General features: G+C 51.8%; 14 protein-coding genes. 2 read left to right on the top strand and 12 right to left on the bottom strand.

Features of this window, described 5'->3' with window-relative positions:
• Positions 1–32 precede the first annotated feature (32 nt).
• A complete protein-coding gene (gene rlmD, locus BZG13_RS01165) occupies positions 33–1,358 on the bottom strand; it encodes a 23S rRNA (uracil(1939)-C(5))-methyltransferase RlmD (protein ID WP_077484400.1) in 1,326 nt (441 codons plus the stop codon).
• Between the two features lie 146 nt (positions 1,359–1,504).
• Between rlmD and barA the strand changes: the two genes are divergently transcribed.
• Entirely contained in the window at positions 1,505–4,270 is a 2,766-nt protein-coding gene (gene barA, locus BZG13_RS01160) for a two-component sensor histidine kinase BarA (protein ID WP_077484398.1), read from the top strand.
• Between the two features lie 85 nt (positions 4,271–4,355).
• Here barA and acpS read toward each other — a convergent pair whose 3' ends face one another.
• The 11 genes from acpS to rpoE all read right to left on the bottom strand — a co-directional run bounded on the left by acpS (position 4,356) and on the right by rpoE (position 13,302).
• Positions 4,356–4,736, bottom strand: coding sequence for a holo-ACP synthase (gene acpS, locus BZG13_RS01155; RefSeq protein ID WP_077484396.1), 381 nt, complete (start codon positions 4,734–4,736; stop codon positions 4,356–4,358).
• Positions 4,737–5,468 carry a pyridoxine 5'-phosphate synthase gene (gene pdxJ, locus BZG13_RS01150; protein ID WP_069363456.1) on the bottom strand — a complete coding sequence of 244 codons (732 nt, stop codon included), beginning with the start codon at positions 5,466–5,468 and terminating at the stop codon, positions 4,737–4,739.
• A 2-nt stretch (positions 5,469–5,470) separates the two neighbouring features.
• Positions 5,471–6,166 carry a DNA repair protein RecO gene (recO, locus tag BZG13_RS01145; protein ID WP_077484394.1) on the bottom strand — a complete coding sequence of 232 codons (696 nt, stop codon included), beginning with the start codon at positions 6,164–6,166 and terminating at the stop codon, positions 5,471–5,473.
• Positions 6,167–6,206: 40 nt separating this feature from the next.
• The gene (era, locus tag BZG13_RS01140; protein ID WP_069363454.1) at positions 6,207–7,112 is read right to left on the bottom strand and encodes a GTPase Era; all 906 of its coding nucleotides are present in this window, start codon (positions 7,110–7,112) and stop codon (positions 6,207–6,209) included.
• Entirely contained in the window at positions 7,112–7,783 is a 672-nt protein-coding gene (gene rnc / locus BZG13_RS01135; protein ID WP_077484501.1) for a ribonuclease III, read from the bottom strand. Before rnc ends, era begins: the two co-directional genes overlap by 1 nt.
• A gap of 12 nt (positions 7,784–7,795) precedes the next feature.
• Positions 7,796–8,692 (bottom strand): signal peptidase I, encoded by an 897-nt coding sequence (gene lepB / locus BZG13_RS01130; protein ID WP_077484392.1) that lies wholly within the window; start codon positions 8,690–8,692, stop codon positions 7,796–7,798.
• A 14-nt stretch (positions 8,693–8,706) separates the two neighbouring features.
• Entirely contained in the window at positions 8,707–10,503 is a 1,797-nt protein-coding gene (gene lepA, locus BZG13_RS01125; protein ID WP_077484390.1) for a translation elongation factor 4, read from the bottom strand.
• Between the two features lie 78 nt (positions 10,504–10,581).
• Entirely contained in the window at positions 10,582–11,079 is a 498-nt protein-coding gene (locus BZG13_RS01120; protein WP_077484388.1) for a SoxR reducing system RseC family protein, read from the bottom strand.
• Positions 11,076–12,059: a sigma-E factor regulatory protein RseB gene (rseB, locus tag BZG13_RS01115; protein WP_077484386.1), complete on the bottom strand. Its 984-nt coding sequence runs from the start codon at positions 12,057–12,059 to the stop codon at positions 11,076–11,078. The genes BZG13_RS01120 and rseB overlap by 4 nt, the downstream gene beginning before the upstream one ends.
• Positions 12,056–12,688: an RseA family anti-sigma factor gene (locus tag BZG13_RS01110; RefSeq protein ID WP_077484384.1), complete on the bottom strand. Its 633-nt coding sequence runs from the start codon at positions 12,686–12,688 to the stop codon at positions 12,056–12,058. The genes rseB and BZG13_RS01110 overlap by 4 nt, the downstream gene beginning before the upstream one ends.
• A gap of 32 nt (positions 12,689–12,720) precedes the next feature.
• Positions 12,721–13,302 carry an RNA polymerase sigma factor RpoE gene (rpoE, locus tag BZG13_RS01105; RefSeq protein ID WP_077484382.1) on the bottom strand — a complete coding sequence of 194 codons (582 nt, stop codon included), beginning with the start codon at positions 13,300–13,302 and terminating at the stop codon, positions 12,721–12,723.
• 332 nt (positions 13,303–13,634) lie between these two features.
• Between rpoE and nadB the strand changes: the two genes are divergently transcribed.
• On the top strand, positions 13,635–15,251 hold the full coding sequence (gene nadB, locus BZG13_RS01100; RefSeq protein WP_069363448.1) for an L-aspartate oxidase: 1,617 nt from the start codon (positions 13,635–13,637) through the stop codon (positions 15,249–15,251).
• The last annotated feature ends 5 nt before the right edge of the window (positions 15,252–15,256 follow it).

Here is a 15,256-nt window from a genome sequence, read left to right as displayed (position 1 = left end):
CGATCGGCCACAAGGGCCACGCTTATTGGTGCCTATTTTTTCTTTACCGGCATAAACAAGGCCATCGACTCCATGTGTCCTGTTTGTGGAAACATATCCAACATACCCAGCTTCACTAACTGATAGCCGTTATCGAGCAGTACACGTGCATCACGTGCCAACGTGGCTGGATTACAAGACACATAAACAATATGTGAAGCCTTAGATTGTGCCACAAAGTCTATGACACCAGCAGCCCCTGCGCGTGCCGGATCGAGTAAGATTTTGGTAAAATCCTGTTGCACCCACTCACCCATCAGCTGGTCGCTGTTTAAATCGGCTTGATAAAAAGAGGCGTTATCACATTGGTTGGCCGCTGCGTTATCCGCTGCTTGATTAACCATCGCCTGTACGCCTTCAACGCCAACCACTTGGTTAACATGCTGAGCCATCGGCACACTAAAGTTACCCAAGCCACAAAAAAGATCCAACACGCGATCGTCTTGCTCCAGTGCTAACCACTCGCGTGCCTGCGCCACCATTTGTTGATTGACCCTAGCGTTCACCTGAATAAAGTCACTGGGAGCAAACGCCAATTGGCTACCAGCCACTTGATAGTAGGGGGCAGGCCCCGTCAAACGCTCGGCATCCCTATCACCTTGGTGCAAATACAGTGTGCAATCTTGTGCCTGCGCCCATTCCATTAAGGTATGGTGGTCATCACTGTGTAAAACCTTGGTGGTGCGTAGCGACACCACACGCGTATTATCGGCTTCGATAAGATCCAAATGGCCTAAAATTCGGCGACCACGCAAGCTATCTAAACAGGCGCGTAATCCAGCCAAGATGTGATTTAATGGCTCGCTCAACACCGGGCAATGACTGACATCGATAATGGCGCTGCGCTGACGCGCACGAAAGCCCATCGCCAATGCGCCTTTTTTATCAACTTGTAAGCTGATACGCGCACGGCGGCGATAATGCCACGGCGCATTCTCTATCGGCGTTGACAGCGTGATCTCATCACCGGCAAATTTTTGCATTAATTCATTCAGCGCTTGCTGCTTGTGCGCCACCTGCCCTTGATGACTCAAATGCTGCAGGCTGCAACCGCCACATTGCTGATAGAGCGGGCAACCAGGCTCTACGCGCTGCGCCGCATGGCTATCCAACTTAATAAGCTGACCGCGCGCATATTGGCGCTTTTGCTCGGTCAATTGCACTAGGGCTTGTTCGCCGGGCAAGGTGCCTGGGACAAAGACAGGCTTTTTCTGCCAAAAACCGACACCGTCACCATGATGATCCAGGCGTTTTATCGTCAGTAGTTGATGCTTTTGCTCAACCTTTTTCTTTTTCTCGGGCTTAAAAAAGCGCGCCATGATTTATTCCAGTGTTAAAAGCTTGTCATCAAGCCAGTCAAGAGATCCTGCCAGTGGGAGTTGTGATAGTTCGCTGACTATTTTGTGATTGAATCATGTACACTGGCGGCTAAATGTCGTGATTATTTTCCCATAGTTTATCTAGCATGACCAAATATGGCCTCCGCACCCGTGTCTCCGTTCTGACCATCGCTCCGACCCTCATTGTCGGCTTACTGCTGAGTGCGTTTTTTACCAGCACCCGCTACCAAGACCTGGAACAGCAGCTGACCGTCACCGGCTCTGCGATCATTGAGCCGCTGGCGATTGCCAGTGAAGTGGGGTTAAAAAATGATAGTCGTGAAAATGTGCGTCGGTTGATTGGCTTTGCTCACCGCCAACACTCGCAATTTGTGCGCAGTATTGCGGTATTCGATCGTCGCAATGAGCTGTTTGTCACCTCGAACTATCACCGCGACCTGGCCATGCTTTCGGTTGACAGTGGCCAACCCATCCCCACACAACTGCAGATAAGCCAACAGCAGGATACCTTGATTCTGCGCGCCCCCATTTTGGAGATTGGTCGGTTTACCCCCGGGCTCAATGTTGAGCGCCCGCTGGGCTATATAGCCATGGAGCTGGATTTAAGTTCGGTGCGGTTAAAGCAATACCAAGAGATGATCACTGCACTGGTGATGGTTGCTTTAGGCGGGATATTGTCGTGCTTTTTTGCCTATCGCTTAATTGCGGATGTCACCCACCCGATTGGTAACATGGTGACCTTGGTCGATAGAATTCGGCGCGGCCATCTTGATGTCCGGATTGAAGGAGAGCTGCTCGGTGAGTTGGATACCTTGAAAAACGGCATTAATGCGATGGCGATTTCGTTGTCAGAGTACCACTTAGAAATGCAGCAAAGCATTGACCAAGCAACCTGTGATCTGCGCGAAACCCTCGAACAGCTAGAAATTCAAAACGTTGAACTCGATATCGCCAAGAAAAATGCGCAAGAAGCGGCGCGGGTAAAATCAGAATTTTTGGCCAACATGTCTCACGAGCTGCGTACCCCTCTAAACGGGGTGATTGGCTTTACCCGTCAAATGCTCAAAACTGAGCTCAGCAGCAGCCAGCGTGACTACTTGCTCACCATTGAAAAGTCGGCCAACAACCTACTCACCATCATCAATGACATCCTTGATTTCTCTAAGTTAGAAGCAGGTAAATTGCTGCTGGAAAATATTCCCTTTGATGTTCAGGACATGCTTGATGAAGTGATGCGCCTGCTTGCGCCAATGGCACACGAGAAAGGATTAGAGCTTACCCTACGCACCGATGCACGCATTCCCACCGGGGCTGTGGGCGATCCACTCCGTATTCAACAAGTACTGATAAACCTGATTGGGAATGCCGCCAAGTTTACTGAACGCGGCAATATTGATGTCAGTGTCGAWCTCAAGCAGCTTCACGATGAAACCGTTGAGCTACAGTTAATGGTTAAAGACACTGGCATTGGCATTTCCGAACGCCAGCAAGCACAGCTTTTCCAAGCCTTTAGGCAGGCGGACGCCAGTATCTCACGCCGCTATGGGGGAACCGGCCTTGGCCTGGTGATCACACAGAAGCTGGTCCAGCAAATGGGCGGCGATATTGGCTTTACCAGCCGTCTACACCAAGGCTCAAGTTTCTGGTTTACCTTGCAGCTCACCCAAACCGATTTGCCAGTGTCACAGCCGCTTGACATTGAACCCTTGGTGGGGCGCGACATTGTGATCGTTGAGCCGAATGCGCGTACCCGCGAGATTTTGCGCAAGCGACTGACGCAAGTGGGGCTGAATGTGGACACCGCATCTGGCACCAATGTGCTGACAGACCGTCATTATCACTTTGCCCTGCTCTGTTTCGATGCGGGAAGCATGCCGGATCTGGATGCGATGCAACAAGCGGTACAGGTCTGCGAGCAGCAAGCACAATCGGTGGTGGTGTGTTTGCCTACCACGGAACTAGAAGCCTCTGAGCATCTCTTAAAAGCCGGGGTAAGCGCTTGTATTGCCAAACCTATTCCACAACGTAAGCTGTTGGAGGCATTAATCGGCTCGCCTGACGCCACGCCGCTTCCTCTGCCCAAACCCAGTGCATCACAAAAAGCGCCTTATACGGTGATGACCGTCGATGATAATCCAGCCAACTTAAAGCTGATCACTGCCTTGCTCGCCGAACGGGTCGAGAAGGTGATCACCGCAGAAGACGGAGTCAAAGCGGTCGCGCTTGCCCACCAGCAAGCGTTTGACATTATTTTGATGGACATCCAGATGCCAGAAATGGACGGTGTCACCGCCAGCCAAGAAATTCGTAAAGCGGGATTCAATCAACAAACACCGATTATTGCCGTCACCGCCCACGCGATGCCCGGAGAGCGTGAGCGACTGCTCGAGGCGGGAATGGATGATTATCTTACCAAGCCGATTGAAGAAGCCATGCTGGAGAGTACCCTCGCACGCTGGCTGCACCTTGATGACGCGGCCTCTCAAGCGCAGAGCGTGCCATCTCCAAGTCCTTCAGCGAGCCAAGACCAAAGTGCACGACACCTAGATTGGCAACGGGCACTGCATCAAGCAGCAGGGAAAACCGACTTGGCCAAAGAAATGCTCGCCATGCTGCTTGCCTCGTTTGAGTCGGTAAACGAGGCGGTTGAGCAAGCATTGGCGGGAGAGTTAGAGACGGATCCGTTATGGCACGCTATTCACAAGCTCCATGGGAGTTGCGCGTATAGCGGCGTCCCGCAGCTAAAAAGCTTATGTCATGAGCTAGAGACTCAATTAAAAGCCGGGGCGGATATTGCCACCATTGAGCCAGAGCTGTTAGAGCTGCAAGATGAAATTGCGCACATTGAGCAGTTGGCACCACAATACTTGGATGCTTCACAAAACGACTAAAAAAGGATGGCAGTGGGCCCGGAGAGGCCCACCTCAACACACCCAAAGTCACACCGCGTGAAGTGTCACCTTACAGGCAGTAAGATTATGCGCGCTCTAACACCACATGCGCGATAGCATACGCTTTTTCATCGGATAGCGTCAGCCAGTAATGTGCGATACCACGCGCCTGCGCCAGTTCCGCCGCGCGGCCCGAAAAGTGCAATGCCGGCTGGCCCGAAGCCTGATTGGTAATGGTAAAATCGTGAAATGTCACGCCGTTAGCAATACCGGTGCCCAGCGCCTTGGCAGCGGCTTCTTTGGCGGCAAAGCGCTTAGCCAGGAAACGGCCGGGCGCGTGATGGCACGCCAGATTGGCTTGCTCAGACTCGGTCAAGATCCTGGCGGCAAAACGTGGTTGACGCGCGAGCACTCTCTCAACACGCGCAATCTCAACGATGTCTGTGCCAATCCCAGCTATCGCCATTTATCGACGCGCCGCTTCCATGATCGCTTTCATGTCCGCGACGGCTTTTTGCAAACCATCAAACATGGCACGGCCAATGATGGCGTGACCGATATTCAGTTCATGCATTTCTGGCATCGCCGCAATCGGGGTGACATTATGGTAGGTTAAGCCATGACCGGCATTCACTTTGATCCCCAAATCGACCGCATAACTGGCGGCCGCGGAAATTTTCTTCAGCTCGGCTTGGCGATCATTGTCGGTCGCAGCATCGGCATAATGCCCCGTGTGTAGTTCAATAAACGGCGCTCCACACTGGTGAGCGGCTTCAATTTGCTTACGGTCAGCATCGATAAATAAAGACACTTTAATCCCTGCGTCCGTCAATGTTTGGGTCGCCGCTTTGACTTTATCCAGCTGGCCCGCGACATCGAGGCCACCTTCGGTGGTCAGCTCTTCACGCTTTTCTGGCACCAAACATACAAACTCAGGCTGGGTCTCCAACGCTATCTCGACCATTTCATCGGTGACCGCCATTTCCAAGTTCATCCGGGTTTGCAAGGTTTCTTTGAGCAAACGAACATCACGATCAGTGATGTGGCGGCGATCTTCACGCAAGTGAACCGTGATCCCGGCCGCGCCTGCACGCTCTGCCAACTCAGCAGCATGAACCGGATCCGGATACGCGGTGCCACGCGCATTGCGCACGGTCGCGATGTGGTCAATGTTCACACCCAAGTAGATTTTATCCATGATTATTTCCTTCTAAACAATTCTCTGCTTTTGAGCGGCTTGGGGCCAAGATAGGGCTTAAGCGCCATACGCGTAAAACGCTTGGCAGCACGTAGCTGTTCGACTGTCTCAAAGTGACGCATCGCTAATGCACGTAGATCGGCCCCCGTAAATTGTCRGTGTTGGCTTTTCATGATCGATGCCACAAAGCCTTGCTGCTCGCGATATAAGTACGTCATGTTATCGTTAATCGGGTCACCGCTGCCAGCACAATGAAGAAAATCAACCCCATAGCCCAAAGCTTCTAACACCGCGAGCTCAAAACAACGCAGGGCTGGCTCGGGATTATTGTAGCGAGCCAGCTGGGTCAGTGCGGTCACATAGTCATGAAATAGCGCGGGATAAGGCGTGTGAGGCTCCAATACACGCATTACCAGCTCGTTGAGGTAGAAGCCGGAATACAGGGCATTACCTGACAACGGCAGGGCGAGGCCTGTGGCTTCGGCACTGCGTAAGGTGCGCAGTTCACCACGTCCGCCCCATTTGAGCAGCAAAGGGGTAAAAGGCTGCAAGGCCCCTCTTATCGCCGAGCGTGGCCGACGTGCCCCTTTGGCAAGCAGAGTAACGCGCCCCTCGTGCTCAGAAAAGATATCCAAAAGCAGACTGGATTCACTGTAAGGGCGTGTATGCAATACGAAGCCGCGTTGAAACCCGTCCACTCAATCCCTCCTCGCATCGCGACTGGAATCCGTCGATCGCTTAGAGATCGTCAATATAGCCGAGGCTACGCAGGGCACGTTCATCGTCGGCCCAGCCTGACTTCACTTTAACCCAAAGCTCAAGATACACCTTGCGCTCATACAGCTCTTCCATATCTAAACGCGCTTCACGGCCAATGCGCTTGATCTTCTCACCGCCTTTACCAATGACCATTTTCTTTTGGCCATTGCGCTCAACCAAGATCAAGCCATTGATATGAAAGCCGTCCGTTTCTGGATTGTAGTCAAAGCGCTCAATTTCGACGGTGACCGAGTAAGGCAGCTCTTCACCGGTAAAGCGCATCAGCTTTTCGCGGATAATTTCGGAGGCCATAAAACGCTGAGAGCGGTCAGTGATATATTCTTCAGGAAAATAAAACTCACTTTCCGGTAAGGCATCACGTACCTTCTGCTCAACCACATCGATATTGGTGCCGTGTTTCGCCGAAACTGGGATCACGTCAACAAACGCCATCTTCTCCGACAAGGTTTGTAGGTGTGGAAAGAGCTCGGTTTTCTCTTTCACATTATCGACTTTATTAACCAATAAGACCGTTGGCAGACCAGAGCGTGCTAACTTGTTGAGCACCATCTCATCGTCTTTGGTCCAATGGGTGCCATCGACCAAAAATAACACCAGTTCAACATCGGTTAACGAGCTATTCGCCGCGCGGTTCATCAAGCGGTTGATCGCGCGCTTTTCTTCGATATGCAGCCCTGGGGTATCCACGTAGACCGCTTGATAATTATCACGGGTATCGACCCCCATGATGCGGTGACGTGTCGTTTGCGGTTTACGCGAAGTGATCGACAGCTTTTGCCCCACTAAGCGGTTCAGTAATGTTGATTTGCCGACGTTCGGCCGGCCTACAATGGCAATAAAGCCACAGCGCTGTGTATCAGTCATTATGTTAACTTCTGTAACGCGAGTTCTGCAGCCGCTTGCTCTGCCTTGCGACGACTGCTGCCTTTTCCAATCACAGAACACTCCAGTCCTGATACCTGGCACTCTACCGTAAATTCTTGGTTATGTGCCTCGCCGCGCACCTTCATCACCGTGTAGGACGGCAAGGGTTTGCGTTTACCCTGCAGGTGCTCTTGCAATCGGGTTTTCGGATCCTTTTGACTCGCGCCAGGTTGAATGGTCTCGAGACGGTGTTGATACCAATTTAAGATAATGGCTTGTACCCGGTTGATATCACTGTCTAAAAAGATCGCGCCAATCAAGGCTTCTACGGCGTCAGCGAGAATCGAGTCACGACGAAATCCGCCACTTTTAAGTTCTCCTGGGCCAAGTCGCATCACTTCGCCCAGAGAAAACTCGCGCCCAATCTCTGCCAAGGTGTTCCCCCTGACCAAGGTGGCCCGCATGCGGCTCATGTCGCCTTCGTCCACTTTCGGAAAACGGTGGTAAAGATCCTCGGCAATTACAAAGCTCAAAATCGAGTCGCCTAAAAATTCAAGACGCTCATTATGGGTGCCGTTGGCACTGCGGTGCGTTAACGCCAATTCGAGTAACGCAGCGTTGCTAAATTGGTAGCCGATATCACGCTGCAACTTATCTGTTAGTTTTGTCATCATAGTCCAGAATTAATCAATTCCACCAATACGGTTAAAGCGAATGCCTGTCGGTACCCACGATGGTAGCCAGCTATCACTGGAGCGCTCAAATTCAAAGCTGACCCAAATAGCGACGGCTTTGCCCACGAGATTGCGCTCAGGGACAAAGCCCCAGAAGCGACTATCGGCGCTATTATCGCGGTTATCTCCCATCATAAAGTAGTGTCCTTCTGGCACGATCCAGCGGTTGACGCCAGGGCGTGGCTCGTACGCACTCACGCGGTCACGTTTTTTCGGATGGACAAGGATCTGGTGAGACTGTTCACCCAGTTGCTCCTGTGCTTGTACCAAGTTAATGCCCGCTTGCACAAACGCGCTTGGCTGAATGTCGTCAATCGGCACCGGCTGGCACTGGGATTCGCCCTTGGGCTGAATACATAGGCGCTTGTCTTCATACACCACGGTATCGCYGGGCAGCCCCACCGCACGCTTAATATAATCAATATTGGGCTGAGGTGGGTATTTGAACACCACGATATCACCACGCTCTGGTTTGCCGGTTTCGACAATTTCAGTGTGGAAGGCAGGATCGCGTAAGCCATAGGCAAACTTTTCCACCAAGATGAAGTCCCCGACCAATAAGGTAGGCATCATCGAACCGGATGGAATTTGGAACGGCTCATAAATAAACGAGCGCAGCACCAGTACCACCGCGATCACTGGAAAAATAGACGCCATATTTTCAACCCAGCTCGGTTGAGGCGACACTTTAGCGACTTGTTCAGCATCCAGTTCACGCGCTGACACCTTGAGGGTTTCCCCTGCTGTCTGACGACGACGCGGTGCCCAGCGGTATTTATCTAACGCCCAAACAATGCCGGTGACCAAGGTCACCAGCACTAAAATCAAAGAAAACGTATTGGCCATAATGGAGTCCGTCGTTATTTATCTTTGCCCACGTGCAAAATGGCCAAAAAGGCTTCTTGCGGCAGCTCGACATTACCGACCTGCTTCATTCGCTTTTTACCTTCTTTTTGCTTTTGCAGAAGCTTCTTCTTACGACTCACGTCACCACCGTAACACTTCGCGGTCACGTTTTTGCGTAACTGTTTCACCGTCGAACGGGCAATAATATGGTTGCCAATCGTGGCTTGGATAGCAATATCAAACTGTTGGCGAGGAATAAACTCTTTCATTTTTTCCACCAACTCGCGACCACGCGGCTGTGCGTGTGCACGGTGAGTGATAATCGCCAGCGCATCGACACGTTCACCGTTAAGGAGGATATCCACCCGCACCATGTCAGAGACTTCATAGCGCTCGAAGTTATAATCTAACGATGCGTAACCGCGCGACGTCGACTTTATCCGGTCAAAGAAATCGAGGACCACTTCAGCCATCGGAATATCATAGGTCAGTGCCACTTGGTTACCGTGATAAACCATATCAACCTGCACACCACGCTTTTCTACGCACAGTGAAATGACGTTACCGACAAACTCACTCGGCACCAATATATTACAACGCGAGATCGGCTCACCAATCGCCTCAATATCATTGATTGGTGGCAGTTTGGATGGGCTGTCAACGTAAATGATCTCGCCATCATTTTTGCTCACCTCGTACACTACAGTCGGGGCGGTGGTGATAAGATCGAGGTTATACTCGCGCTCCAACCGCTCTTGGATGATTTCCATGTGCAGCATGCCAAGGAAGCCACAACGGAAACCAAAGCCCAGTGCCGCCGAGCTTTCCGGCTCAAAGAACAAAGAAGCATCATTCAGGCTCAGCTTATCCAAAGCATCACGGAAGCTTTCGTAATCATCCGATGAAATCGGGAAAAGTCCGGCATACACTTGCGGCTTCACTTGCTGGAAACCTTCGATGCGTTTTTCACAGCCGTTTTTAGCATGGGTGATAGTATCGCCCACTGGTGCACCGAGGATATCTTTGATCCCGCAGATCACCCAGCCAACTTCACCAGTTTGCAGGCCATTAAGCTCTTTACGCTTAGGCGTGAAAATACCAATGCTGTCCACGTTCCATTCTTGGCCCGTGCTCATGATTTTCACTTTGTCGCCTTTTTTCAGCGAGCCTTCACGAATACGCACCAAAGACACCACGCCCAGGTATTTATCAAACCAGGAGTCAATAATCAGCGCTTGCGTTGGCGCATCAGGATCCCCTTCTGGAGGCGGGATCTGGCGTACAATGTCTTCAAGAACATCATCAACACCCATGCCGGTTTTCGCCGAGCAGCGAGTCGCTTCAATCGCTTCAATACCGACAATGTCCTCAATTTCTTGCGCCACGCGATCAGGATCAGCGGCTGGCAAGTCAATCTTATTCAGAACAGGTACCACTTCCAGGTCCATATCAATGGCGGTGTAGCAGTTGGCGAGCGTCTGTGCCTCAACCCCTTGTCCTGCATCGACCACCAGCAAAGCACCTTCACACGCCTTGAGCGAGCGTGACACCTCATAAGAGAAGTCAACGTGTCCTGGCGTATCGATGAAGTTGAGCTGATACACATTGCCGTCTTTGGCTTTGTAGTTCAGTGTCACACTTTGTGCTTTGATGGTGATACCGCGTTCACGTTCCAGATCCATTGAATCAAGAACTTGATCTGCCATTTCCCGGTCAGTTAGGCCGCCACATACTTGAATCAGTCGGTCAGAAAGCGTCGACTTACCGTGGTCAATATGGGCGATGATCGAAAAGTTACGAATATGCTTCATGTGTTGGAGTGACTTACTCGTTATCAATAAGAATGGGATCCTAAGATCAAGTGAGCGCGATTCTACCGAAAATAGTGGCTAGTCGCTATCCTGCTGTGTGGTATTTATGACGGACAAGTYTGAGACCGGCTCCCCCATCACGCGTAAAAGCAGAGGTTGTTGCTCATCTTGGGTACCGATACGCGGTGCGAGGTAACGGGCGAGCGCCACACCAACCGCGCCCAGCCCTAGACTTAATGCGATCACCCCGCCTTCCCCGCTGCCGGCAAGTGTGGCGAAGAAGAATTGCCCGAGCAATGCCCCTATTAGCATCATCGCCAGAGGGACCATGTAGACCAATAACGCGGAGCGTAACAAGGTCGCCTCACCCAAGCCGATTTCAACTAAGGTGCCGGCTGGCAAGGGTTTTGGCGCGCGCACCTTGAGGTGTTTAACCTTACCCGGAAGGGMTTTGKACACAATACCAGTGCCACATTGGCTTTGTGACTGGCAGCTACCGCAACTGGTTTGCTGCTGGCAGGCCAATGACAACCAACCATCTTGGTAACTGGTGACTTCTGCCAATGCTTTGATCATGGTTCGACCCCCTGCTCTGACTGACTCGCGGGCATATCAATAATACGGACAGACTCCGCCACCCGTTTAGCGGTTTCAGGCGGTATATCGCCGACCACCGTAATTTCTGCATTGCCACTGGTCACGCTATGCAGTGTGCGCCGACCTTGGCGAACAATTTGCTTACGCACCGAGACATCATCGGCTTTGGCAAGATACACAGAAAAGCTAAATAGGCCATCACTAAACATCTGACTCTCCACCGCGCGCTTGGTCATCATTAAACGGTGGCGATTGCTGTACACAGGCTCAAATCCCTCGGGTAACGCAGTGACCTGCCAATCCAAGTCGGAGCGCTGCGTGGTTTGCGGCAAGGTTAGTACCGGTGGCAGAGCCAGCTCAGCCAGCTTTTGCATCGAGGTACTGATTTGTGACGAGACGACCAACGACAACGCACGATATTGCTCAAGCGGATCGCCATCACGGTCGAGCAAATCCGCTCTAACAGGGAGTTTGCTGTTCTCATCTAACCATAATACGTACGAATAGCGCTCCCCGTCTTTCGGTGTAATTCGAACTACTTGGCAATCCATCCCCGCTTCACGCGCGTGCCCCATAGAAACAAAATCATAATGGTTAGCCAGCACATCGATATCGGCTTGGATAAGCGTTGGCAAAGGCGCAACCATATGATCACTGGCAATGGTGAAAGGGTCGTAGCCGGGTTCAAAATAACTGATTTCACCGCCTCGACGGATCACTTCTCGCGGTGGGCCACTGAGATACATAAGGTGGCCATAAGCATCATCCCCAACTTGAGCATGACGAAAGCGAAGGGGTTCGAGGCTATTTTTACCTACCAAGATGTAGGACACTTCATAATCTAGGGTGTCGCTTGCGGTATCCATTTGATGTAACAAAGCCTCGGCAGAGGGTTCGGCCGAGGCTTGCGCAGACATCAAACTGAYCAGCGCAAGCGCACCGATCAGAGTTTTTTTCATTGATTATTACTGCTTGTCGACGGTGCCATTGTCTGATGGTTAGACAGCCTATCCTTATTCAAGCGAAGCTGCAATTCATAGTCTTTGAGCATGGCATTGACGCGGCGACGCTGCTCCATCAACTCTGCCTCAGAGGGCGTGGCACGTAGATCGTCACGACTCAAACTCACGGGTTCAGCAGCCCCTGCAAAAGGAATGGTTTCGAGTACGGGCGGCTGGGTTTGCGTACTGGCCACCGGCGAACTCGCATCAGACTGATTATAGTGCTGCACGCCCACGATCACGGCCAACGAGACACACGCGGCAACGCTTACCTGCGTCAGTTGCTGCAGCCACCCTGGTAAGTGGCGACGCGCCTTTTCCGGACGCGGCTGTGACTCGTGCATCGGGTGCACATTATTATCAAGATGATCGCCTTGATAAGCAGGTTCTGCTTCCAGCGCGGACGCTACAGAATCGGCAATGTTCCATTGCAAAGAGCTGGGTGCCTCACCACGCATCACATCGCGAATGGTGCTAAAACGCCCCCAAGCCTGTTGCGCATTATCATCTCGCTCAATCTCGTGGATCACTGACGTATCCACTAATTCGCCATCCAATAACGCTGAAATTTTTTCTCTATCCGTCATTCAAGTCACCGTCATGCAGCCAGTAAAACTCGTTACCGTTTCATCAGTGGCCGGATGCGTTTTTCAACCGCTTCACGCGCTCGGAAAATACGCGACCGCACCGTACCGACTGGACAATCCATTACCTGTGCAATTTCCTCATAACTGAGCCCATCGAGCTCCCGTAAGGTAATTGCGGTTCTTAAGTCGTCAGGCAGTGTTTCTATGGTCGAAAATACCACCTGTCTTAACTCATCTGACAACATCAAGTTTTCAGGGTTCGATATTTCTTTTAAAGACCCCCCACTTTCGTAATTTTCTGCTTCCTCGGCATCAATATCGCTGCCTGGCGGACGTCGTCCTTGCGCCACCAAATGGTTTTTTGCGGTGTTCACAGCAATGCGATACAGCCAAGTATAAAACGCACTCTCGCCCCGAAATCCCGGCAATGCACGATACGCTTTGATAAACGCCTCTTGCGCAATATCTGGAATATCGCCACTGTGTGTACCGACATAGCGGGCGATAAGGTTACATACCTTATTCTGATATTTGACGACTAACAGATTGAAAGCTTGCTTGTCACCATTCTGTACACGTTCTATTAGAACCTGGTCGGTTAGCTGCTCGCCCATTCGAGCGTTTACTCCTTGGTTGATCTTTCCGCCCGATTATCGAAATTCTAGGCCCGACGTTGTCAGAGCGCGGTTAAACCCGCTTGCGAGCTTTCGCACACGATTCGATAATCCAGCCGGCGAAAAGTTCCTCACCATGTTGGTTTTATTATGCGTTGAATCACATTACTGTGACGGAATGGTCAAAGACGGTCTCTTTGACTGAGGGCATTGTCGCCCGAACCATGCCATGGTTGCAAACTTTCACCCAAGCGGTACGGGATTTGATCTTACCGCGCGCAGCTACGTCAAATTGGTGTAACATTGGGTGCGCAGAAAGAGGATTAGGGATCATGACGACCACAACCCAGGAACATCAATGTGACGTGCTAGTTATCGGCAGTGGTGCCGCTGGCTTGTCACTGGCGCTCCGCTTAGCGCCAACCCACAAGGTGATTGTATTGAGCAAAGGCCCGCTCAGCGAAGGGGCCACGCTTTACGCACAGGGCGGTATTGCCGCGGTGTTTGACGAGCAAGACTCGGTCGAGTCTCATGTCGAAGATACCCAAATCGCGGGTGCAGGTATCTGCGATACCCAGGTCGTGGACTTTATTGCTCGCAATGCTAAAGATTGCGTACAGTGGTTAATTGATGGCGGTGTTCCGTTCGATCAAGAAGATAGCGACGACGACACCCCTCGATATCATTTAACCCGTGAAGGCGGCCATAGCCATCGCCGTATCTTGCATACCGCCGATGCCACCGGGATGGCCGTGCAAAACTCTCTGCAAGACAATGTCCGTCAGCACCCAAATATCACTCTGCTCGAACGGCACAATGCGCTGGATATCATCACCCGTAAAAAAGTCGGATTGGGTGGCGCTAACCACGTGCTCGGGGCCTACATCTGGAACCGAAACCAAGAAGTGGTTGAGACCGTGCGCACTAACTATGTGGTGCTCGCCACTGGCGGTGCTTCCAAGGTGTATCAATACACCTCTAACCCCGATGTGTCATCCGGTGATGGCATCGCCATGGCATGGCGGGCAGGTTGTCGCGTCGCCAACTTAGAATTCAACCAGTTTCATCCTACGTGCCTGTACCATCCAGACGCGCGCAACTTTTTGCTCACGGAAGCGTTACGCGGTGAAGGCGCACACTTAAAACGCCCAGATGGCTCACGCTTTATGTCAGACTTCGACGCACGCGGCGAGCTTGCCCCGCGTGATGTGGTGGCCCGAGCGATTGACTACGAGATGAAGCGCCTTGGCGCCGACTGCATGTATCTCGACATCAGCCACAAAGACCCTGACTTTGTGATCAAACACTTCCCCACCATTTACGAAAAGCTCAAACAATACGGCATCGATCTGACCAAAGAGCCGATCCCTATTGTCCCTGCCGCCCACTACACCTGTGGTGGCGTGATGGTGGATAAAAACGGCACCACAGACTTGCCCGGCTTATACGCGATTGGGGAAGTAAGCTACACCGGCTTGCATGGGGCCAACCGTATGGCCTCTAACTCGCTGCTAGAGTGTGTGGTGTATGCGTGGTCAGCGGCTGAACATATTAAAGCGCACTCAGACCATATCGAGCCCCATACCGCACTCCCCCCTTGGGATGAGAGTCAGGTCATTTGTTCTGACGAAGAAGTGGTGATCCAGCACAACTGGCATGAGTTACGTCTTTTTATGTGGGATTACATGGGCATTGTCCGCTCAACCAAACGGTTAGAACGAGCACTACGCCGTATCGAGCTGCTCAAGCAAGAAACACATGAGTACTATGCGAATTTCCGGGTCTCAAACAACCTGTTGGAATTACGTAACCTTTTACAGGTGGCAGAACTCATGGTTCGCTGTGCCATGCAACGCAAAGAAAGCCGAGGCCTTCACTACACCATTGATTACCCTGAGCCTAACGAGCAATCCGGTCCCACCGTGTTAACCCCGGACCAGCCCTGCTAGTGGGT

Source organism: Salinivibrio sp. ML323 (assembly GCF_001995745.1).
Classification (GTDB): Bacteria; Pseudomonadota; Gammaproteobacteria; order Enterobacterales; family Vibrionaceae; genus Salinivibrio; species Salinivibrio kushneri.
This window is presented reverse-complemented; position numbering and strand designations above follow the sequence as displayed.

Excerpts from the sequence above, each read along its gene's own strand:
- acpS (WP_077484396.1), bottom strand. The coding sequence starts at position 4,736 with ATGGCGATAGCTGGGATTGGCACAGACATCGTTGAGATTGCGCGTGTT.
- BZG13_RS01110 (WP_077484384.1), bottom strand. The coding sequence starts at position 12,688 with ATGACGGATAGAGAAAAAATTTCAGCGTTATTGGATGGCGAATTAGTG.
- rlmD (WP_077484400.1), bottom strand. The coding sequence starts at position 1,358 with ATGGCGCGCTTTTTTAAGCCCGAGAAAAAGAAAAAGGTTGAGCAAAAG.
- lepA (WP_077484390.1), bottom strand. The coding sequence starts at position 10,503 with ATGAAGCATATTCGTAACTTTTCGATCATCGCCCATATTGACCACGGT.
- rnc (WP_077484501.1), bottom strand. The coding sequence starts at position 7,783 with ATGACAAAACTAACAGATAAGTTGCAGCGTGATATCGGCTACCAATTT.
- nadB (WP_069363448.1), top strand. The coding sequence starts at position 13,635 with ATGACGACCACAACCCAGGAACATCAATGTGACGTGCTAGTTATCGGC.
- rpoE (WP_077484382.1), bottom strand. The coding sequence starts at position 13,302 with ATGGGCGAGCAGCTAACCGACCAGGTTCTAATAGAACGTGTACAGAAT.
- era (WP_069363454.1), bottom strand. The coding sequence starts at position 7,112 with ATGACTGATACACAGCGCTGTGGCTTTATTGCCATTGTAGGCCGGCCG.
- pdxJ (WP_069363456.1), bottom strand. The coding sequence starts at position 5,468 with ATGGATAAAATCTACTTGGGTGTGAACATTGACCACATCGCGACCGTG.